This window comes from Curtobacterium oceanosedimentum (genome assembly GCF_040545555.1).
GTDB lineage: Bacteria > Actinomycetota > Actinomycetes > Actinomycetales > Microbacteriaceae > Curtobacterium.
In genome coordinates this window covers 1-20,064 of record NZ_JBEPMD010000010.1, presented here as the reverse complement: position 1 = coordinate 20,064, position 20,064 = coordinate 1, and the positions used below count along the sequence as shown (strand labels likewise).

The following is a 20,064-nucleotide window of genomic DNA, read 5'->3' as shown; positions in this document are numbered from 1 at the left end:
GCGACGGGCGCCGGGGCATGACCTCCGCGCGCCTTCGTCGGCGGCTGGCGTCAGCGTAGCAGGCAAAACCTATCGCGAGTAGGTTTCTCGGGCCGGTATCGCGCTGTACGCTCGCGCCATGGCACGACGGGGTTCGTACGCGAAGGGGATCGCGAAGCGCGAGGAGATCCTCACGGTCGCGCTCGACCTCGTCGCACGGCAGGGGTTCCGGCGCACGAGCATCAAGGACATCGCCGACGCGGTCGGTCTCACCCAGGCCGGGCTGCTGCACTACTTCGACTCGAAGGACGACCTCTGGGTGGAGATCCTCCGGCGTCGCGACGAGGTCGACCTGGCGCACGACTGGGGTACCGCGGCCGAGGACCCCGGCGCGTTCCTCGCGGCGATCGTCCGGCACAACACCGAGGTCCCCGGCCTCGTGCAGATGTTCGTGAACCTGTCCGCCGCCGCCGCGACCGACGCCGAGCACCCCGCGCACGAGTACTTCCGCGAACGCTACGAGCGCAGCCGGGGCGACTTCGCACGGGACTTCCGCGCGATGCAGCAGGACGGGCGGCTCCGCACCGACGTGGACACCGAGCAGCTGGCGAGCGTGCTCCTGGCGATCTCGGACGGCATGCAGATCCAGTGGCTGTACGACCCGTCGCGGGACATGGCCGAGCACGTCGAGCTCGTCGCGCGGCTCGCGGTCGCCCAGTCCGTCACGCCCGCCTCGGCCTGACGGCACCCTGCGGCCGACGCCCGACATCGAGGAGCCGTACCGGGCCGCGCCGCTCGGACAGGTACCACCAGTGCCTGGTCCCGGTGCAGGCGCGCACGGCAGGATGGGCTCCGGCCGACCAGGCCGTCCGACGACGATGTGGAGTGACGCGATGACGCGTGTTGTGGTGACCGGAGGCAGCGGCAAGCTCGGACGGGCGGTCGTCCGCGACCTCGACGAGCACGGGTACGACGTGGTCCTGCTCGACCGGGTGCCCTCCCCCGACAAGCCCGAGCGGGTGCCCTTCGTCCGCATCGACCTGAGCGACTACGGCCAGGTGCTCGGCGCGCTCACCGGCATCGACGACCGCTACGACCGGGTCGACGCCGTGGTGCACCTCGCCGCCGTGCCCGCGCCGGGTCAGGTGCCCGACGTCGCGCTCATCACGAACAACGTCACCGCGTCGATCAACGTCTTCCACGCCGCCCGCGTCGCTCGCATCGGGAACGTGGTGTGGGCGTCGAGCGAGACCCTGCTCGGCATCCCGATGGGCGAGCACCACCCGCCGTACCTGCCCGTCGACGAGGAGTTCGCGGTCCGCCCGCAGTCCTCGTACTCGCTCGGCAAGGCGGTGGAGGAGGAGATGGCCCGCCACTTCACCCGCTGGGACCCGGAGCTCAAGATGATCGGGCTGCGCTTCTCGAACGTGATGGACGAGACCGACTACCCGTCGTTCCCCTGGGACGCCTCCCCCGAGGCCAAGACCTTCAACCTGTGGTCGTACATCGACTCACGCGACGGAGCGCAGGCGGTGCGGAAGTCCCTCGAGGCCGAGCTGACCGGGTTCGAGGCGTTCGTCATCGCGAGCCCCGACACGGTGATGGACGCCCCGACGATCGAGCTCGTCGAGCGCTTCGTGCCGGACATCGAGCGCCGCACGGACATCGACGGCACGAGCTCCCTGCTCTCGAGCGAGAAGGCCCGCGAGCTCCTCGGCTACGCCCCCGAGCACACCTGGCGGAACCACCGCTCGCACTGACCGGACGGGAGGCGCGGGGCGGCCTCAGGACGTCGGTGCGAGCAGCAGGCCGTCCAGCACCAGGTCGCGCACGCGCGGCAGCAGGTCTGCCGCGAGCGCGCGCTCGTCGACGCCGGTGATCTGCGCGATGGCGCCGACGATGGCCGCGACCGACAGCTCCCCGTCGCAGGCACCCACGAACGCGGCGAGCGCCGTGTCCGCGTCCACGCGTCGGCCGAAGCCGCCGCCCTGCACGAGGGTGATCACCGTCGGGTCGTCGTTCCCGGGCCAGTAGTGCCGTTCCTCGGTGACGTCACCGGCGACCCGCAGGTGTGCGGCGGAGAGGGCCCCGTCGTCGTGCGCGCCGAGCCACTCGGCGGCGTCGAGCACCCGCGCGACCGTCGCGCCGAGCCCCACGGGGTTGGAACCGAGCGCCTCGGCGACCCGCTCGGCGCGGCGGAGGCGAGCCGTGCCTCCCGGCCGACCGGCGTCCGTGGCCGACGCGCGCCGGACGACCACGTACCCGAAGCCGACGCCGGTGACCCGACGCGTGGCGAAGTCGTCGAGCCAGGCGTCCACGAGCCGGTCGAACGCCTCGGTGCCGGGCTTGGTGCCGCCGTCGCGGATCCAGGTCTCGGCGTAGGCCGGAGGGTCCTCGCGCTCCCGTTCGACGACCCACAGGTCGAGGTCCTCGGCGTCCGCGAACCACGAGCGCACCCGGTCGAGCCCGTCGACGCCCCAGCGGTACTCCCAGTTGCCGAGCAGCTGCGCGGTGCCTCCGGGCTCGAGGTGGTCGGCGAGCCCTCGGAGCACGGTCTCGACGAGCGCGTCGCCGACCATGCCGCCGTCACGGTACTCGTAGGAGGGCACGTCGTCGCGACGCGGCGTGATGACGAACGGCGGGTTCGACACGATCCGGTCGAAGCGCTCCCCCGCGACCGGCTCGTAGAGCGACCCGAGCCGGAACTCGATGCCGTCGATGCCGTTGAGCGCCGCGTTGAACCGGGCGATGTCGAGCGCCCGGCGGGAGATGTCCGTGGCGACGACCTGCTCCGCGAAGCGACGGGCGTGCATGGCCTGGATCCCGCACCCGGTCCCGAGGTCGAGCACCCGGCGGACCGGCACCGGGACCTGGAGCCCGGAGAGCGTGGTGGACGCGCCACCGATGCCGAGCACGTGCTCTTCGCCGAGTGCGGTGCCGAGCGCGAGCTCCCCGAGGTCCGAGACGATCCACCAGCTGCCGGCGCCCTGGTCGTCGACGAAGGCGTAGGGCCGCAGGTCGACGGTCGGGTGGACCCGTCGGTGCTCGGTGTCCGGTAGCCCGGAGTCGTCGATCTCGTCGCGGTCGGTGCCGGCGTCGGTGCGCAGGAGCCCCGCGGCCAGGACCCGGTCGAGCCCGGCGGACGGGAACGCCCGCTCGGCGTCGCTCCGGTCGACCGGCAGGCCGAGCACGAACAGTGTCGCGAGGGTGGTCAGCGGCGTGGTGTCCCGCGCGGCGAGCGCCCGGAGCGCGGCGACCCGCGAGCCCCGGTGCAGCGACGCGGCCACCTCGGTGCCCCAGAGTGCGTCGATGCGCTCGACGGTGAAGCCCGCTGCGTCGAGGTCCGCGGCGAGCGCCGTCGTCACCGCGGGGTCGGTCGTGATCGTGGGGAGCTCGTGTGCCGCTGCTGCCCGCGCCCGCCCGGTCACGCGGGGACCTCCTCGCGCATGACGGAAGCGGGGACCTGCCACGCGGCCACCAGGTCGAGCAGCCCCGGGAAGCGCTGCTGCACGTCCTCGATCCGGACCCGGCTCGAGCGCGTCAGTCCCTCCTGGTGCTGCTCGAGCAGGCCGGCCTCGCGCAGGACACGGAAGTGGTGCGTCAGCGTCGACTTCGGTCGGTCGACCCCGACCCAGCCGCAGCTGCGGACGCCGCCGGCCGCGTCCACCAGGTAGCGGTGCAGGATCGTGAGCCGGATCGGGTCGCTCAGTGCGTCGAGCACGACGGGCAGGTCCAGCTCGGCGACGGTCGGCTGCGGCAGGCGTTCTGGGGTGACGACGGAGTCCACGGGCGCGGCGGGCATGCGACGACGGTAGCACCGCCGACCGGACAGTACGACTTGCGTCGTACTGATGGACTGCTGTACGAATGCTGTCGTACAGCAGTCGATCCGACGGGAAGGCACCACCATGCAGTCAGCACGCGGAGTCGCGGGGTTCTGGATCCTCGCCGCCATGCTCTTCGTCGCGATGGCCTCGTCCTCCGTGCCGTCCCCGATCTACCCCGTCTACGCCGCCGAGTGGGACCTCACACCGCTCATGCTCACGGGGGTGTTCGCGATCTACGTCGCCGGGCTCCTCGTCACCATGCTCGTGGCCGGTCGGCTGTCGGACCACGTCGGCCGGAAGCCCGTGCTCGTCGCCGGCGGGTTGCTGCTCGTCGTGTCGCTCGTGCTGTTCACCGGTGCCGACGGGTTCACGGCCCTCGTGGTCGACCGGATCGTGCAGGGCGTCGCGGTCGGGCTGCTCATCGGGGCCCTCGGCGCGGCGCTCATCGACAACTCGCTCGAGCGCTTCCCGTCGCTCGCCGGCGTCCTGAACGGTGCGGTCCCGCCCTTCGCCCTGGCCACCGGCGCGGTGTCGAGCGGCGCCCTGGTCGAGTGGGGTCCGGCACCGGAGCAGCTCGTCTACGTGCTCTTCGGCGCGCTCCTGCTGCTGCTCGTCGCCGCCCTGGTCGTCGTGCCCGAGCGGGTCACCCGCCGACCGGGCGCACTCCGCTCCCTCCGCCCGACCGTGTCCGTGCCCCGGGCGTCACGCGCGCTGTTCCGCGGCGTCGCCGGTGCCCTCGTCGCGAGCTGGGCGCTGGGCGGGCTGTTCCTGTCGCTCGTGCCGTCGGCCCTCGGTGCGGTGTTCGGCATCCACGACCACTTCGCGGCCGGGGCCCTGATCGCGGTCGTCACCGGCGTCGGCGGACTCACGGGGCTCGCGATCCAGCGCCTCGACACGCGCCGGAGCCTGTTCCTCGGACTCGTCGCGCTCATCGTCGGTCCGGTCGTCACCGTGTCGTTCGTCTTCGCGCACTCGCTGCCCGGGCTCGTCGTCGGCAGTGCGATCGCCGGCGTCGGCTTCGGCGCGGGTTTCCAGGCGCCGCTGCGGATGCTGCTCGCGACCGCCGCCCCCACGCACCGCGCCGGGCTGCTGTCGTCGGTCTACATCGTCAGCTACCTGGCGTTCGGCGTGCCGGCCGTCGTCGCGGGCCTCGTCGAGCCGGCGTTCGGCTTCGTCCCCGTGCTCGCCGGCTACGGCGCGTTCATCGTCCTCGCCGCGGCGATCGCCCTCGTGCTGCAGCTCGCGTCGCGCAGCGCGGCCGGGGTCGAGGAGCGTGCCGCCGAGGCCGTCGAGCGCACGGCGACGGGCTCCGTCCGCACCGCCGACTAGGGCCGCCCGGGGCTGGTGTCAGCTCGAGGTCAGTGACCGGGTCGCGCCCGGTTCGGTCGCTGCGCGCGGACCCCGGTGCTGCGGTGCGCATCGGCGTGCGCCGCGTCGACGTCGGCCTTGCCGCGGTCGGCGGCCTTCCGCAGCCACTGCGGCCCGTGCGCCTTCGCCCAGTCCCAGAAGCGGTGCAGCTGCGCACGCAGCCACGTGATGATGCGGTGGAAGAAGTGGAACTCACTGGCCAGGATCGTCAGGCCGATGAACACCACGAGCCACCCCGGGCCGGGCAGCGGCACGAGGATGAGCCCGATCACCACGACGAGCCCGCCGACGATCCCGACGAGCACCTTGTAGAAGAGGTGCACACCCGGCCGCGCGTGGATCCACGCGCGCATCCGACGGAACCACCGGAAGCGGTGGTGCCGGTCGTCGGCGTCGGTCTCGGGAGCCGTGGTGTCGGCACGCACGACCGCGTCGGGTCGCTCGTGGGTGTCGTCCATGGCGGCAACCTAGGGCGCGCGGCTGGGAAACGGCGGCGCAACCGGTCCACGCGACGTGAGCGGCACCGGCGGGGGTGCGCCGCGCCTCCCGGCCGTCACGGGCCTCGATCTGCAGGCGCCCTCGTTCCGTCGAGACGCCGCGCTCGTGCCGAGACGGCGTCAGAAGTGGCGGCGTCTCACGCGCCCCGCGCCGTCTCGCGCAGACGGGGCCGTGTCGCGCCGGCCGCAGCCCCGTCAGCGGTCCGCGCCGGCCTGGAGGCTCGTCACGCGTGAGGGACGCACGTCGCGGCCCACGGGACCGCGGCGAGACGGGCCTCCGGGATGGGTTCGCCGCCGACGGCGCACCGCCCGTAGGTACCCGCGTCGAGCCGCGCGAGCGCGGCGTCGACCAGGCGGATGCGCTCCCGAGCAGCGTCCCGGACCGCTCCGAGCGAGCCGCGTTCCCAAGCGAGCGTCGCGCCCTCGGGGTCGTGCTCGTCGTCCGAGTTGGCGTCCTGGCGCGCATCGCTGACGTCCCGCATGCTGCGCTCGACGTCGGCGAGCAGCCGCTCGTTGCGCCGCCGTTCGTCGGTCAGCGCGGTGCGGGGATCGTCCATGCCGACGACCGTAGTCGTGTCGGAATGCAGCCGCAGCAGCATGCGTTCGCATCGGTATGACGAAGATCGGGTTCCTGTCCTTCGGGCACTGGCGCGACGTGCCGGGCTCCCGGGTCCGCAGCGGCCGCGAGGCCCTCGTGCAGGCGATCGACCTCGCCGTCGCAGCCGAGGAGGCGGGCGTCGACGGCGCGTACTTCCGCGTGCACCACTTCGCTCCGCAGCAGGCCGCGCCGTTCCCCCTGCTCTCGGCGATCGCCGCCCGGACCAGCCGCATCGAGATCGGCACCGGCGTGATCGACATGCGGTACGAGAACCCGCTCTACATGGCCGAGGAAGCCGCGGCCACCGACCTCATCTCCGGCGGCCGACTGCAGCTCGGCGTCTCGCGGGGGTCACCCGAGACCGCCCTCGCCGGGTACCAGCAGTTCGGCTACGTGCCCGAGGCGCACGACACCAACGGCGGCGACATGGCACGCTCCCACACCGACGTGTTCCGCCGCGCGATCGCCGGCGAGCCGATGGCGCACGCGAACCCGCAGATGACCGGATCGGCAGGGTCGCTGTCGGTGTCCCCGCTTTCGGACACGCTGCCCGACCGGATCTGGTGGGGTGCCGGGACCCGCGCGACCGCCGAGTGGACGGCCGAGCAGGGCATGAACCTCATGTCGTCGACCCTGCTCACCGAGGACACCGGCGTGCCGTTCGACCAGCTGCAGGCCGAGCAGATCGAGCGCTTCCGGACGACGTGGAGCGAGATGGGCTGGGAGCGGACGCCGCGCGTCTCGGTGTCGCGCAGCATCATCCCGATCACCGACGACGAGTCGCGGCACTACTTCGGCGTGCGGGCGCAGGTCGAGGGGCAGGACCAGGTCGGGCACCTCGACGGCGGGCTCGCCCGCTTCGGTCGCTCGTACATCGGGGAGCCGGAGCAGCTCGTGGCCGAGCTCGCCGCCGACGCCGCGGTCCGCGCTGCCGACACCGTGCTCGTCACCGTGCCGAACCAGCTCGGCGTCGAGTTCAACGCCCGGCTGCTCGCAGCGACGAGGGCCGTCATGGACGAGGTCGACGCGGCGCCCGTCCCCGCGTTCTGATCAAGCGGCCCGTTCGGCCGATTCCCAACCGCGTGCAACTCGTACGATCAGGTCGGCAAGTCCCGGAAGTTGTTCCTTCGTGTGGTCGACAGTCTTCGGGCCGAGCGACCAGTCCGTGTAGCCCTTCGCCAGCCACGATCGCTTCTTCATGAACCGCTCGATAAGTCCCGCTTTCCACTTGCCTCGGTCCTTCTTGCTACCCCCCGGGGCGCGCTGACTGAACTGGGCGATGTCGTGGCTACCCTCGAGTACAGATGTGTGGAGCCGTTCGAGATGCCCGATCCACGCGGGAGGCGTGGCTGCCCGTCTGAAGTACGGGAAGTCCGTTTTGTCCGTTCCGTTCACGGAGATTCCGAGGAAACCCTCGAACCTGATGTCATCCTCGTGATCAGGCATCCTGCGGCCAACGACCTGAATTTGGCCCCGGATGCACTTGCCATCCGGCAGGGCCTTCGATTCGAACACGACCGATGGCATCCCACTGCCTCCGCGTCGTACCTCTACGTCCCAGTCCTCAAGCCGTTCGTCAAGATGCAACGCTGTCAGCCAAGCCTCCGCAGTGGTCTTGAGGAGCCGACCCTCGCCGTTGATGTCCTCCAAACGCAAACGCGGTTCCGCGAAGCAGGCAATCGTTTCTTCCCAGTCGATCCGCCACACACGCTCGCGCTGCTCGAGCCATGCGGGAGCAAGACTCTTCCGTGGGACGAGGACGAACAACGCCCCCTCCTTGCCTAGGGCCGACAGTTGCTCGTCGACCTGGGTCGGGGTCAACTCGTGGTCGAGCTTCGCCTCGATTCCCACCAGACGCGTATTTCCCGCACCTTGGGTCCCGAACTGGAGCTCGACATCGATACGAACAGACTTCCGCTTCTTCTCGTCGCTCTCGACCAGCCTTCGAACCTCGCAGTCGACCGATTTGAATGCATCGAGTTGCAGGCCGCTCACCCGCTCCAAGAGAGCAACGAAACGACCGTGATCGTGCCGAATTTCCGCGCCGAGCGCTCTTGTAGCCATCGGTTCAGTTCGGTAGATCGTCGTCGACTCCATGCCCTACAGCATGGCTTCATAATTGCAGCGTGGCGACCCCAAGACGGGTGTCCGCACAAGCGCCGACACAGGAGCCGCTCGAGGGCATGGAACTAGCTCGCCGAGGGTCTCGGCCACAGCAGGCGGAAGCGCTCGCACAGGACGGGCATGTCCGGTTCGAACCCGCGCGGGTTCTCGGAGTGCTCACGCCAGTAGCGCTCGTGCGCTGCGCGCCAGTACGCGAGGGTGCGGTCACCTTCACCCTCGGCGCGGGCGTGCTCCTCGCCGACCTGGTCGAACGGGACGACCCGCAGGTCCGTCGTCTCGATCACGGCTCGGGGCTCGCCCCGCCCGTCGAGGATGACGCTGAGCTCGCCGACCTCGGGCAGCGCGTCACCCGTCGCCTCGTAGTCCCACATCGACGACGCCGTGCCGTCCTTGATGCCGCGGAGCACCAGGTCGAGCAGGCCGTCCGCGTGGTCCGGCGTCGCGCCGAACGCCCACGCCTCCGGCACGGTCTCGGGCAGCTCCGGTGCCTCGTCGCGGCGGGCGGCCCAGAAGGCGGACAGGGTCTCGGCGTCGGCGGTGATCACCGACCGACCGTAGCGCAGGTGCGGCCGGTCCCCCTTGTTGCCGACACCCGCTGTGGGACTGTGGCCGTGCCTCCCGGCTGCGTAGCGTGGACGTGCACCATCCACCGCACCCTCGAGGAGCACCCCGTGACGCTGCCGGCCGCCGGCTGGTTCCCGGACCCCCAGGACGCCCACCGCCTCCGGTGGTGGGACGGCCACGCGTGGGGCGGGGCGACGCGGGTGCTCCCGGCACGGCAGGAGCCCGTCGCACCGGTCGTCGTCGCACCGGCCGGGCCGTCGTTCTCCGTCGAGGGCGCATCGGTCCGCACCGGGTCCTGGGCGTCCGGCGGTTCCGTGCAGCGGGTCGGGGCGGCGGCGCTCGTCGCGGTCCTGCTCGCGGCCGTGTCAGTCGTGTGGAACCCCGTCGGCATCGCGAGCACGCTGGCCGTCGTCACGGGCGTCCTCGCGATCGTCCGTCCCGGCGCGACCGGCGGCTGGCGGGTGCTCTGGCGGAGCGCTGCGGCGAGCGCACTCGTGGTCGCGGTCGCCACGGGCGTGGTCGCCGCGTCGGCACAGTTCCACCTGTTCTGAGCCCGGCGGCCGCTACCGCCGCGCCCGCGGGTGCGCCGTCTGGTACACGTCGCGCAGCATGTCCGCCGTGACGAGCGTGTAGATCTGCGTCGTCGCGACGCTCGCGTGCCCGAGCAGCTCCTGCACGACGCGCACGTCCGCGCCGCCCTCGAGCAGGTGCGTCGCGAACGAGTGCCGGAAGGTGTGCGGTGACACGTGCGAAGCCATCCCGGCCCGCTCCGCCGCCGCCTGGATCACGAGCCAGGCGCTCTGCCGCGACAGCCGGGCGCCGCGTGCCCCGAGGAACAGCGCCGGGGTCGACGCCCCACGCGCCGCGAACACGGGCCGCGCCCGCACGAGGTACGCGTCGACCGCGGCCCGCGCGAAGCTGCCGAGCGGCACGATGCGCTGCTTGTTCCCCTTGCCGGTGACCTTCACGACCGCGAGCCCGTCGCCCGCGTCGTCCTCCGGGTCGGACAGCGTGGTGACGTCGTCCACCGACAGCCCCACCGCCTCGGAGATGCGCGCCCCCGTGGCGTAGAGCAGCTCCAGGAGCGCCCGATCCCGCAGTTGCACGGGGTCGTCGTCCGCGGTGCCCGCGGCGCCGAGCAGCCGCTCCATGTCGTGCACCGAGATCGCCTTCGGCAGTCGCGACGGTGCCTTCGGCGGACGGACGGCGGTGCCGGGGTCGAGCGGTAGCCAGCCCTCGGCTGCGGCGAACGCGGTGAAGGACCGCACCGAGCTGAGCATCCGGGCCACCGACCGGGGCGCGAGCGGCTGCTCCGGGCGCGAGGTCAGGTGCGTGACGAACCCGGCGACGTCCGCGCGGGCGAGGCGTGCGACGTCCGTCAGCGCCTCCGCTCCCCCGGCCCGGTCCGCGCCCGCGGAGTCGACCGCCGGCGTCGAGGCGAGCCACTCCGCGAAGACGGCGAGGTCCCGTCGGTAGGCGGCGACCGTGTGCTGCGAGAGCCCACGCTCGACGGCGACGTGCCGCAGGTAGGTGTCGGTGGCACGGTCGAGCGGGATCACCCCACAAAACTAGTGCGGGACCGCCCTGCGGAGGTCGTCAGTGCAGCCCGGCGTCCGGCTCGCCGACGCGGCAGGCGGTGAAGGTCACCGTGAGCCCGGCCCGGGTGGGTGCGGCGCAGAACAGGCCGGCTGACACGACGGCGTCCGGGTCGAGGTGTGCGACCCGCACCAGCCGAGGCTCCTCGCCGTCGGCCCAGGCCCGGATCGTCACGGCGTCACCGGACCGGCTCGCCCGAACCGTCACGACCCGCCCGGTCCAGGACGGCACGGGTGCGACGGACCAGTCGGACGTGCCGTGCGTCACGACGGCTCCGACCTGCGGCAGCCCGTCGGAGAACTCCACGCCCGCCTTCACCCACTCCTGCTCGTCGACCCGCAGGAACACCCCGGCCTGGTCGAACTGTTCCGCGAAGTCCAGGACGAACGAGACCTCCACGGCGAACGCGCGGTCGGTGGGTCGGAGGAGCGCATGCTCCGAGTCGTGGACGAACCCGTACGAGGTCGTCCGCCAGGCGTCGCTGCCCTCCTCCGCTGTCACGAGCAGTGCAGCGCGGTCGACGACGGGTTCGACGGCGACGGGCTCGTGCGTCCAGTGCCCGTCCCGCAGCAGGGCACCGAGCCCGCTGTCGGCGGTCACGCCGTCGTGCTCCGCTCGCCCGCGCCCCGCTCGATCGCGTCGACCGCGAGGGTCGCGACCACGAGCGCCGAGTTCCGCAGGCGCCCGGCCAGGATGCCCTCGACGAGCTCGGCACGCGGCACCCACCGCGTCACGATGTCGGCTTCCTCCGCCTCACGCTCGAACGCCGAGGCCGTCGCGCGGACCCCACGGGCCCGGTAGACCTGGATGAACTCGTCACTGCCGCCGGACGAGGTGTTGTACCGGACGAGGGGCTCCCAGTGGTCCGCCTCGAGGTCGGCCTCTTCGCCGAGCTCCCGCTGCGCGGCGGTCAGGTGGTCCTCGCCCTCGTGGTCGAGCAGGCCGGCCGGCAGCTCCCAGTCGCGCAGCTGCACCGGGTGCCGGTACTGCTGGATGACGAGGACGCGGCCCTCGTCGTCCTCCGCGAACACGGCGACGGCCCCGGTGTGGTCGATGTACTCACGCACCATGTCGTGCCCGTCGTAGTCGACGTGGTCACGGCGGACGTCCCAGACCGCTCCCTCGTACACGACGGTGGAGTCGGTGACCTCGTACGAGGCGTGTTCGTCGGCGATCGGAGCGTCAGCGTCAGTCACCTGCCCATCCTGGCACGCACCCCCGTCAGCCCTTCCCGGGACGGACGGGAGGCGCGGTGCCAGCTGGCACCGCGCCTCCCGTCAGCCGTCCGGTCGCGTTACGCGACGACCTCCGCCGACTCCTCGGCCGGGTCGAACAGGCTGGACGCCTCGTGCCGCGCGATCGCCGCGTCCACCAGCCCGGCGAACAGCGGGTGCGCGTTCGTCGGACGCGAGCGCAGCTCCGGGTGCGCCTGCGTGGCGATGTAGAACGGGTGCACGTCGCGCGGCAGCTCGACGTACTCGACCAGGGTGCCGTCGGGCGAGGTGCCCGAGAACACCAGGCCGGCGTCCGCGATCTGCTGGCGGTAGGTGTTGTTCACCTCGTAGCGGTGACGGTGACGCTCCGATGCCTCGGACGCACCGTACAGCTCGGCCGCGAGCGACCCGTCGGTGAAGTGCGCCGGGTAGAGGCCGAGGCGCATCGTGCCGCCCATGTCGCCACCGGCGATGATGTCGACCTGCTCCGCCATCGTCGCGATGACCGGCGTCGAGGTCTCCGGGTCGAACTCGGTGCTCGACGCGTCGGTCAGGCCGGCCTCGTGGCGTGCGTACTCGATGACCATGCACTGCAGGCCGAGGCACAGGCCGAGCGTCGGGATGCCCTGCTCACGCGCGAAGCGGAGCGCGCCGAGCTTGCCCTCGATGCCGCGCACGCCGAACCCGCCGGGCACGCAGATGCCGTCGACGTCGCCGAGCTGCTTCGCGGCACCCTCGGGCGTCGTGCAGTCGTCGGACACGACCCACTTCAGCGTGACCTTCGCGTTGTGGGCGAAGCCGCCCGCACGGAGGGCCTCGGTGACGGACAGGTAGGCGTCCGGCAGGTCGATGTACTTGCCGACGAGCGCGATGGTGACGTGCTTCTTCGGCTCGTGCACCGCGTCGAGGACGGGGTTCCACGCGGACCAGTCGACGTCGTGCGCGTCGAGCTTCAGCGCGTCGATGATGACCTGGTCGAGGCCCTGATCGTGCAGCAGCGTCGGGAGGTCGTAGATCGACGGGACGTCCACCGCGTTCACCACGGCGTCCTCGTCGACGTCGCACATCAGGGCGATCTTGCGCTTGTTCGACTCCGACACCGGGCGGTCCGAGCGGAGCACGAGCGCGTCCGGCTGGATGCCGATCGAGCGGAGCGCGGCGACGGAGTGCTGCGTCGGCTTGGTCTTCTGCTCACCCGAGGCGCTCATGAACGGCACGAGCGACACGTGCACGAAGAACACGTTGTTGCGGCCGAGCTCGTGACGGACCTGGCGCGCGGACTCGATGAAGGGCTGCGACTCGATGTCGCCGACCGTGCCGCCGACCTCGGTGATGATCACGTCGGGCTGCGGGTCGTTCTCGGCCTGCTCGCGCATCCGGCGCTTGATCTCGTCGGTGATGTGCGGGATGACCTGGACCGTGTCGCCGAGGTACTCGCCGCGCCGCTCCTTGGCGATCACGGTCGAGTAGACCTGTCCGGTCGTGACGTTCGCCGCCTGCGACAGGTTGATGTCGAGGAAGCGCTCGTAGTGCCCGATGTCGAGGTCCGTCTCGGCGCCGTCGTCGGTCACGAAGACCTCGCCGTGCTGGAACGGGTTCATGGTGCCCGGGTCCACGTTGAGGTACGGGTCGAGCTTCTGCATGACGACCTTGAGGCCGCGCGCCGTGAGCAGGTTGCCGAGGCTGGCCGCTGTCAGGCCCTTGCCGAGGGACGAGACGACCCCGCCGGTCACGAAGATCTGCTTCGTGACCTTCGGGGTCGAGGTCGAAGAATTGGTTCCGCCGCTGAGAGTGTCCGCCACGGGGTTCCATCGTACGTCAGAACTGCCGGGAGGCGCGACCTGCGTTCGCCGCGGGCGTTGCGCCCGCCGGTCGGTCACCCCCGCCGTCCCCGCGCCGTCCCCCGTTTCCGCGGAACGCAACGTCGGCGACGGTGCGCAGCGTTGTACCGCTGCGAGCAGCCGCCTCCGTTGCGTGTTGCGGGCGATGCTGCGGGGCGGAGGTGGGGCGTGCCTCCAGGCCGGACCCTCGGCTAGGCGCGCTGGCCGGCGACGTCGAGGAGCTCTCGTGCGTGCTCGATGCCGCTCGCGCTGTCGCCCAGGCCGGAGAGCAGGCGCGCCATCTCCTGGAGCCGGTCCTCGCCCTCGAGCCGCCGCACGCTCGACGAGGTCACGGCGCCGCTGGCGTCCTTGACGACGTTGAGGTGGTTGTTCGCGAAGGCGGCGACCTGTGCGAGGTGCGTGACGACGATGACCTGCGTGCGTTCGGCGAGCTTCGCGAGCCGCCGCCCGATCTCGATCGCCGCCGCGCCGCCGACACCGGCGTCGACCTCGTCGAAGACGAAGGTCGGGACGGTCGTGCTGCCCGCCGTGACGACCTCGATCGCGAGCATCACGCGGGACAGCTCACCACCGGACGCGCCCTTGCCGATCGGACGCGGGTCGGTGCCGGAGTGCGGCTGGAGCAGGATCGCGACCTGGTCACGCCCGTGCCGACGGTACTCGCCGCCGTCGGTGACCTCGACGACGAGCGTCGCTCCGGCCATCGCCAGCGTCCGCAGCTCGGCGGTGACACGCTTCGCCAGGTCGCCGGCCGCCTTGGTCCGGGCCGCCGTGAGCGCTGCGGCCGCCTGTGCGAGGGCCTGCTCGTCCTGCTCGACCGCCTGCTGCAGCGCGACGATGCGGTCGTCGTCGCCGTCGAGCTCCAGGAGCCGGTCGCTCGCACGCTGGCCGTAGGCGATCACGTCGTCGACGGTCTCGCCGTACTTGCGCGTCAGGCCGGCCAGGAGCGCCCGACGCTCGTTGACGAGCTCGAGGTCGTGGCCGGCGTCGGGCTCGAGCGAGCCGAGGTAGCTGGACAGGCCGGCGGACGCGTCCGAGGCCTGGATCCCGAGTTCGGTCAGCTGCTCGAGCACGGGCTGCAGGGCCGGGTCCGAGCCGGCGACGCGCTCGACGGCCCGACGTGCCGCCTCGACCAGGCCGACCACGTCGGCGACGCCGTCGAGCGATTCGCTCGACAGGGCCTCGTGGGCGGTACCGGCGGCCAGCCGGAGCTCCTCGAGGTTGCCGAGGCGTTCGGCGCGCTCGGCGAGCTCGACGTCCTCGCCGGGCTGCGGGTCGACCGACTCGATCTCGTCCGACGCGGCACGGATCCGCTCGGCCTCGGCGACCCGGTCGTCGCGGTCGCGCACGAGCGTCTCCAGCTCGCCGGTGTGCGCCTGCCAGGTGTCGTAGGCGGCGACGTAGGCGTCCAGTGCCCGCTGCACCCCCTTGCCGCCGAAGCCGTCGAGGGCTGCACGCTGCGCCGAGGCCGACGTCAGGCGGATCTGGTCCGACTGCCCGTGCACGGTCACCAGCTGGTCAGCGAGCTCGCCGAGCACCGCGACCGGCGCACTGCGACCACCGACCGTCGCCCTGCTGCGGCCCTCGGCGGAGACCGTGCGGGTGAGGATCAGCTCGCCGTCCTCGACGGTTCCGCCCGCGTCCTCGACACGCTCGGCGACGGCGGCGTGGTCCGGCACGTGCCAGCGTCCCTCGACCACCGCGCTCGACGCACCCCGGCGCACCGAGCCGGCGTCCGCCCGGGCACCGAGCAGCAGCCCGAGCGCCGTCACGATCATGGTCTTGCCGGCACCGGTCTCGCCGGTGACGACGGTGAAGCCGGGCCCGAGCTCGAGCGTGGTCTCGCCGATCACGCCGAGGTCGGAGATGACGATCTCCTCGATCATGCGTCGTCCTCGGTCGCCGGGCCGCGCCACCCGGCGACGGGCAGTTGGAACTTGGCGACCAGACGGTCGGTGAAGGGTGCGTCCTTCAGACGTGCGACCCGGACGGGGTCCTGCGAACGACGGACCTCGACCCGGGCACCCGGCGGCAGGTCGTGGGTCCGACGGCCGTCGCACCACAGGACACCGACGCCGCTCGTGCGTCGGAGGACCTCGATCGCGAGCGTGCAGTCCGGCCCGACGACGATCGGTCGCGAGAACAGGGCGTGCGCGCTGAGCGGCACCATGAGCAGGGCGTCGACGTCCGGCCAGACGATCGGGCCGCCGCCGGAGAACGAGTAGGCCGTGGACCCGGTCGGGGTGGCCACGACGACGCCGTCGCAGCCGAACGACGACAGCGGACGGCCGTCGACCTCGGTCACGACCTCGAGCATGCGCTCGCGCGAGGCCTTCTCGATCGTGGCCTCGTTCAGTGCCCACGACGAGTAGACGACCTCGTGCCCGACGACCACGTCGACCTGCAGCGTCACGCGCTCCTCGACCTTGTAGTCCCCCGTCAGTGCACGCTCGACCGTGGCGCGCAGCCCGTCGCGCTCGCTCTCGGCGAGGAACCCGACGTGTCCCAGGTTGACGCCGACGATCGGGGCGCCCGTCCCGCGCACCAGCTCGGCGGCACGGAGGATCGTGCCGTCGCCGCCGAGGACGATGACGATCTCGAGCTGGTCGGCCTGCACGTCGACGCCCAGGATGTGGACCTGGCCGACGGACGCCTCGGCCCGCCGGACGTCGGCGTACTCGTCGAACGGCATCACCGGGGTGAGTCCGGCGGCGTGGAGCAGGTCGCAGACCTCGACGGCGGCGTCGATGGAGTCCTGTCGCCCCGTGTGGGAGACGAGCAGGATGTGCCGGTCGTCGTCGCTCATGCAGCCCCTTCGGTGAGTTCGGTGGCCCGATCGATCCACGCTGTCGGGTTCCCCCATCCTGCCGGATGACCCCCGACACGACGCTGGAAGTGCGCGAGGTACTCGTGGTTGCCGTGCGTCCCGACGATGGGCGACGCGGCGAGGCCGACGGTGCCGAGGCCCGCGTCCCACGCCGACCAGAGCACGTTCATGAGCGCGTCGTTCCGGAGCGCGGGGTCGCGCACGATGCCCTCGCGCACGCCGCCCCGACCGACCTCGAACTGCGGCTTCACGAGCAGCACGAAGTCGTCGGCGGGCACGGCGTCCGCCAGCACGGGGAGGACGATGCGCAAGGAGATGAAGGAGAGGTCACCGACGACCAGGCTCGTGCGGGGTGCTGCGTCGTCGAGTGCCGTGTAGGTGTCGGGGGTGAGGTCGCGGGCGTTGCACCCCTCGACGACACGCACCCGCTCGTCGATCGCGATCACCGGGTCGAGCTGGCCGTGCCCGACGTCGAGGGCGACCACGCGGGCGGCACCGTGGTGGAGCAGCACCTGCGTGAACCCTCCGGTGCTGGCGCCCACGTCGAGCACCACGCGCCCGCTCGGGTCGACGTCGAAGACCTCGAGGGCACGCACGAGCTTCCGGGCCGCACGCGACACCCACTCGTCCTCGGTGTCGACGACGAGCTCGGCGTCCGGGGCGACCGGGGCCGAGGGCTTCACGACGGCCGTCCCGTCCACCGACACACGGCCGGCCTGGACCAGCTTCGCCGCGGCGGTCCGTGAGCGCACGAGCCCGCGGGCGGCGAGCAGGGCGTCCAGGCGGACCGGTCGGTGCGCGTCGTGCTCAGGCACCGGTGCCGCCGTCGCCGCGTGCGCTCCCCCACACCTGCGAGGCACCGGCAGCGCGACCCGAGCTGTGTCCCTGCGGCGCCTGACCGCCCTCGAGTCGGGTGCGCAGGTCGTCGTGCAGCGCGGCGAAGGCATCGGCTCGCTCGGGCAGGGGCAGGGCCTCGGCTGCCGCCGTGCGGGCCGCGAAGTCGTCCACCTGCTGCGGCTCGGGCTGCGGCGTCGGGTGCTCGCGCCGCTGCGGCTCGGGCTGCTGCTGCGGGTGGGGCACGTCGGTCACGCTACTCGCCGCCGTACAGCTTCGGGTCGACGTCGAGGCCGTAGATCGCCAGCCCGGACTCCCAGATGAGCGCCGCGCCCGCCCGGAGCAGGTCGATCGGGGAGCCGTTGTCGAGCACCCGGACGACGTGCCCGTGCATCGCCACCGTGGCGTCGCCGACCGACACGTACCGGGTGCCGTCCGCGTCCTGACGCCGCACCGTCACCGGGTACGGCTCGGACAGTCCGCGGAGGTCCTGCAGGACGTAGGTCGGCCGCGAGCGCTGGTCCGCCGCGAGCACCTGCTTCGCCTGGTCGATCCCCGTCAGCACGAGCACGCTCGGGATGCCCGCGTCGTTCGCACCCTTGATGTCCGTGTCGAGGCGGTCACCGATGAACAGCGGGTGCTCCCCGCCGAACCGGGCGATCGCGGCGTCGAAGATCGGACGTTCCGGCTTGCCGGCCACCACCGGCATCCGCCCGACGGCCTGGTGCACCGCGGACACGAGCGTGCCGTTGCCGGGCGCGATCCCACGCTCCACCGGGATCGACCAGTCCATGTTCGTCGCGACCCACGGCACGTCCGGGTCGGCGAGGGCGAACGAGGCCTCCGCCAGGTGCGTCCACCCGAGGTCCGGCGAGAACCCCTGGATGACCGCTGCCGGAGCATCGTCGGCGCTCGTCGTCACGGTGAAGCCCGCCTGCTCGACGATGCTCGTCAGCCCGAGGCCGCCGGTGACCAGCACGGTGGACCCGGCCGGCACAAGTGTCTCGAGCAGACGGACACCCGCCTGCGACGAGGTCACGACATCGTCCACCGAGACCTCGAGCCCGTAGCCCTGCAGGTGTTCGGCGACGTCAGACGGACGGCGGGAGGCGTTGTTCGTGATGTAGCCGACCCGAGCCGTCAGCGACGCGCGCGTGAGCGCCTCGACCGCGTGCGGGATCGCGTTCCGCCCGCGGTACACGACGCCGTCGAGGTCGGTGAGGACGACGTCCACACCGTCCCTCGGCGGCTTCGGGACGTCAGTCGGCTGCTGAGCCGTCGACGTCGCGGGGGTTGTCGTCGTCGATCTCGCCGAGGTCGTCGTCGGGGTCGACGTCGTCGCCGAGCTGGTCGGTGTCGTCGAGCGCTCCGGCTCCGTGCTCGTAACCGGCGACGGACTCGTCACCGACGACGGCGTCGTGCTCGTCGTGTCCTTCGACTTCTTCCTCGACCACATCGACAGTCTCCCATGCGTTCTCGTCGGCGATCTCGGCCAGGGCGGCGGCGGCCCGGTCGACCCGCGCCCACCACTCGTCGGCCTCGTCCTGGCGGCCGAGCTCCTCGAGCGTGGCCGCGTAAGCACTGTAGAGGGCCGGCGACCAGCTGTACGCCGTCGTCGGGTCGAGCTGGGGGATCTCGAGCTCACCGAGCGCCGCCGTCGGGTTGCCCAGGTCGATCCGTGCGCCGGACATCGCGATCGCCAGCTCCACCTGCACCGCCGTGTCCAGCGCAGCACGGTCGATCGACCGGCCGAGCTCGAGCGCGCGCTCCGGGCGGCCGAGACCCCGCTCGCAGTCGACCATCATCGGCAGCTGGTCGTTCTTGCCGGAGATGCGGCGGTACGTGCGCAGTTCGCGGAGCGCCGTCGCGAAGTCGCCCGTGCGGTACGCGGTGATGGCCGCGGTCTCCCGGACCACCGCGACACGGCCGGCACGACGAGCGGCGCTCAGGGCGTGGAGGTTCGCCGTCTCCGGGTCCTCGTCGACGAGCAGCGCCGCCATGACGAGGTGCTTCGCGACCCAGTCCGCGTTGTCCTTGCTGAGCGTCTTGAGCTCTGCGCGGGCTGCCGGGTCGAGGTCGCGCGCCGAGACGCTCTCGTCGATCTCGGGGTCGTCGTGGCGCGGACGGACGGAGCGGGTGCCGTACGGGTCCCGGTCCTCCCAGTCGTCGCGGGCGGCCTCGCCGAAGCGAGCGCCGGCGTGCCGGGAGCCGTCGCCGAAGCGGGAGCGGTCGCCGCGGTCGTCGTCACGGCGGGGGCGGTCGTCGCCACCACGGAACGGACGGCGGTCTGCGCCGTCACGCTGCGGACGACGGTCATCACCACCACGGAACGGACGACGCTCGTCACCGTCACGCTGCGGACGACGGTCATCACCACCACGGAACGGCGCGCGGTCATCACGACGGTCACCGTCGCGCGGCGGACGACGGTCATCACCACCACGGAACGGGCGACGATCACCGCCGTCACGCTGCGGACGACGGTCATCGCCGCCACGGAACGGCGCGCGGTCATCACGACGGTCACCATCACGCGGCGGACGACGGTCATCGCCGCCACGGAACGGACGACGGTCACCGCTATCACGCTGCGGACGACGGTCATCACCCCCGCGGAACGGCGCGCGGTCATCACGACCACGGAAGGGACGGTCACCATCGCGCGAAGGACGACGGTCATCGCCACCACGGAACGGCGCACGGTCATCACGACCACGGAAGGGACGGTCACCATCGCGCGAAGGACGACGGTCATCGCCACCACGGAACGGCGCACGGTCATCACGACCACGGAA

22 protein-coding genes are annotated in these 20,064 nt (G+C 72.1%); 6 read left to right on the top strand and 16 right to left on the bottom strand.

Annotation, left to right across the window (positions count from 1 at the left end; translation table 11 throughout):
* Nucleotides 1-118 precede the first annotated feature (118 nt).
* Together ABIC52_RS11675 and ABIC52_RS11670 are read left to right on the top strand one after the other, a co-directional pair.
* Nucleotides 119-721, top strand: a complete 603-nt coding sequence (locus ABIC52_RS11675) for a TetR/AcrR family transcriptional regulator (protein ID WP_126890659.1) — start codon at nt 119-121, stop codon at nt 719-721.
* Nucleotides 722-872: 151 nt separating this feature from the next.
* Complete coding sequence (locus ABIC52_RS11670) at nt 873-1,739, top strand: NAD-dependent epimerase/dehydratase family protein (RefSeq protein ID WP_354027394.1); 867 nt, start codon at nt 873-875, stop codon at nt 1,737-1,739.
* Nucleotides 1,740-1,763: 24 nt separating this feature from the next.
* Here the strand turns inward: ABIC52_RS11670 and ABIC52_RS11665 are convergent, their stop codons facing one another.
* Together ABIC52_RS11665 and ABIC52_RS11660 are read right to left on the bottom strand one after the other, a co-directional pair.
* The gene (locus ABIC52_RS11665; RefSeq protein WP_354027393.1) at nt 1,764-3,407 is read right to left on the bottom strand and encodes a DUF7059 domain-containing protein; all 1,644 of its coding nucleotides are present in this window, start codon (nt 3,405-3,407) and stop codon (nt 1,764-1,766) included.
* Complete coding sequence (locus ABIC52_RS11660; RefSeq protein ID WP_209824056.1) at nt 3,404-3,781, bottom strand: ArsR/SmtB family transcription factor; 378 nt, start codon at nt 3,779-3,781, stop codon at nt 3,404-3,406. The genes ABIC52_RS11665 and ABIC52_RS11660 overlap by 4 nt, the downstream gene beginning before the upstream one ends.
* Nucleotides 3,782-3,887: 106 nt before the next feature.
* On the opposite strand from ABIC52_RS11660, the gene ABIC52_RS11655 reads away from it, so the two are divergent.
* Entirely contained in the window at nt 3,888-5,135 is a 1,248-nt protein-coding gene (locus ABIC52_RS11655; RefSeq protein WP_209680113.1) for an MFS transporter, read from the top strand.
* 29 nt (nt 5,136-5,164) lie between these two features.
* Here ABIC52_RS11655 and ABIC52_RS11650 read toward each other — a convergent pair whose 3' ends face one another.
* Together ABIC52_RS11650 and ABIC52_RS11645 are read right to left on the bottom strand one after the other, a co-directional pair.
* A complete protein-coding gene (locus tag ABIC52_RS11650; protein WP_238638083.1) occupies nt 5,165-5,632 on the bottom strand; it encodes a TIGR02611 family protein in 468 nt (155 codons plus the stop codon).
* Nucleotides 5,633-5,895: 263 nt separating this feature from the next.
* On the bottom strand, nt 5,896-6,228 hold the full coding sequence (locus tag ABIC52_RS11645) for a TraR/DksA family transcriptional regulator (protein ID WP_209824058.1): 333 nt from the start codon (nt 6,226-6,228) through the stop codon (nt 5,896-5,898).
* A gap of 56 nt (nt 6,229-6,284) precedes the next feature.
* Here ABIC52_RS11645 and ABIC52_RS11640 point away from each other — a divergent pair, with 56 nt between their 5' ends.
* Nucleotides 6,285-7,319: an LLM class flavin-dependent oxidoreductase gene (locus ABIC52_RS11640; protein WP_435526076.1), complete on the top strand. Its 1,035-nt coding sequence runs from the start codon at nt 6,285-6,287 to the stop codon at nt 7,317-7,319.
* On the opposite strand, the gene ABIC52_RS11635 is transcribed toward ABIC52_RS11640, so the two are convergent.
* Nucleotides 7,320-8,366, bottom strand: coding sequence for a hypothetical protein (locus tag ABIC52_RS11635; RefSeq protein ID WP_354027392.1), 1,047 nt, complete (start codon nt 8,364-8,366; stop codon nt 7,320-7,322).
* A gap of 92 nt (nt 8,367-8,458) precedes the next feature.
* On the bottom strand, nt 8,459-8,935 hold the full coding sequence (locus ABIC52_RS11630; protein WP_354027443.1) for an ASCH domain-containing protein: 477 nt from the start codon (nt 8,933-8,935) through the stop codon (nt 8,459-8,461).
* Between the two features lie 129 nt (nt 8,936-9,064).
* Between ABIC52_RS11630 and ABIC52_RS11625 the strand changes: the two genes are divergently transcribed.
* Nucleotides 9,065-9,508 carry a DUF2510 domain-containing protein gene (locus ABIC52_RS11625; protein ID WP_161972659.1) on the top strand — a complete coding sequence of 148 codons (444 nt, stop codon included), beginning with the start codon at nt 9,065-9,067 and terminating at the stop codon, nt 9,506-9,508.
* 12 nt (nt 9,509-9,520) lie between these two features.
* Here ABIC52_RS11625 and ABIC52_RS11620 read toward each other — a convergent pair whose 3' ends face one another.
* The 10 genes from ABIC52_RS11620 to ABIC52_RS11575 form a co-directional block, all read right to left on the bottom strand.
* The gene (locus ABIC52_RS11620; protein WP_354027442.1) at nt 9,521-10,513 is read right to left on the bottom strand and encodes a site-specific tyrosine recombinase XerD; all 993 of its coding nucleotides are present in this window, start codon (nt 10,511-10,513) and stop codon (nt 9,521-9,523) included.
* A gap of 40 nt (nt 10,514-10,553) precedes the next feature.
* Nucleotides 10,554-11,153 carry a DUF1349 domain-containing protein gene (locus ABIC52_RS11615; RefSeq protein WP_126892154.1) on the bottom strand — a complete coding sequence of 200 codons (600 nt, stop codon included), beginning with the start codon at nt 11,151-11,153 and terminating at the stop codon, nt 10,554-10,556.
* Entirely contained in the window at nt 11,150-11,749 is a 600-nt protein-coding gene (locus tag ABIC52_RS11610) for an NUDIX domain-containing protein (RefSeq protein ID WP_342342918.1), read from the bottom strand. The genes ABIC52_RS11615 and ABIC52_RS11610 overlap by 4 nt, the downstream gene beginning before the upstream one ends.
* 98 nt (nt 11,750-11,847) lie before the next feature.
* Nucleotides 11,848-13,569, bottom strand: a complete 1,722-nt coding sequence (gene pyrG / locus ABIC52_RS11605) for a CTP synthase (protein ID WP_126892155.1) — start codon at nt 13,567-13,569, stop codon at nt 11,848-11,850.
* Between the two features lie 230 nt (nt 13,570-13,799).
* Nucleotides 13,800-15,494, bottom strand: a complete 1,695-nt coding sequence (gene recN / locus ABIC52_RS11600) for a DNA repair protein RecN (protein WP_354027391.1) — start codon at nt 15,492-15,494, stop codon at nt 13,800-13,802.
* Nucleotides 15,491-16,414, bottom strand: a complete 924-nt coding sequence (locus tag ABIC52_RS11595; protein WP_126892157.1) for an NAD kinase — start codon at nt 16,412-16,414, stop codon at nt 15,491-15,493. The genes recN and ABIC52_RS11595 overlap by 4 nt, the downstream gene beginning before the upstream one ends.
* Nucleotides 16,411-17,250 (bottom strand): TlyA family RNA methyltransferase, encoded by an 840-nt coding sequence (locus ABIC52_RS11590; protein ID WP_354027390.1) that lies wholly within the window; start codon nt 17,248-17,250, stop codon nt 16,411-16,413. Before ABIC52_RS11590 ends, ABIC52_RS11595 begins: the two co-directional genes overlap by 4 nt.
* Nucleotides 17,243-17,515: a hypothetical protein gene (locus ABIC52_RS11585; RefSeq protein WP_354027389.1), complete on the bottom strand. Its 273-nt coding sequence runs from the start codon at nt 17,513-17,515 to the stop codon at nt 17,243-17,245. The genes ABIC52_RS11590 and ABIC52_RS11585 overlap by 8 nt, the downstream gene beginning before the upstream one ends.
* 10 nt (nt 17,516-17,525) lie before the next feature.
* On the bottom strand, nt 17,526-18,503 hold the full coding sequence (locus ABIC52_RS11580) for an HAD-IIA family hydrolase (protein ID WP_354027388.1): 978 nt from the start codon (nt 18,501-18,503) through the stop codon (nt 17,526-17,528).
* A gap of 25 nt (nt 18,504-18,528) precedes the next feature.
* Nucleotides 18,529-19,269: a tetratricopeptide repeat protein gene (locus ABIC52_RS11575; protein ID WP_354027387.1), complete on the bottom strand. Its 741-nt coding sequence runs from the start codon at nt 19,267-19,269 to the stop codon at nt 18,529-18,531.
* Nucleotides 19,270-19,467: 198 nt separating this feature from the next.
* Here ABIC52_RS11575 and ABIC52_RS11570 point away from each other — a divergent pair.
* A partial coding sequence (locus ABIC52_RS11570; RefSeq protein WP_354027386.1) for a hypothetical protein occupies nt 19,468-20,064 on the top strand: 597 nt, incomplete at its 3' end.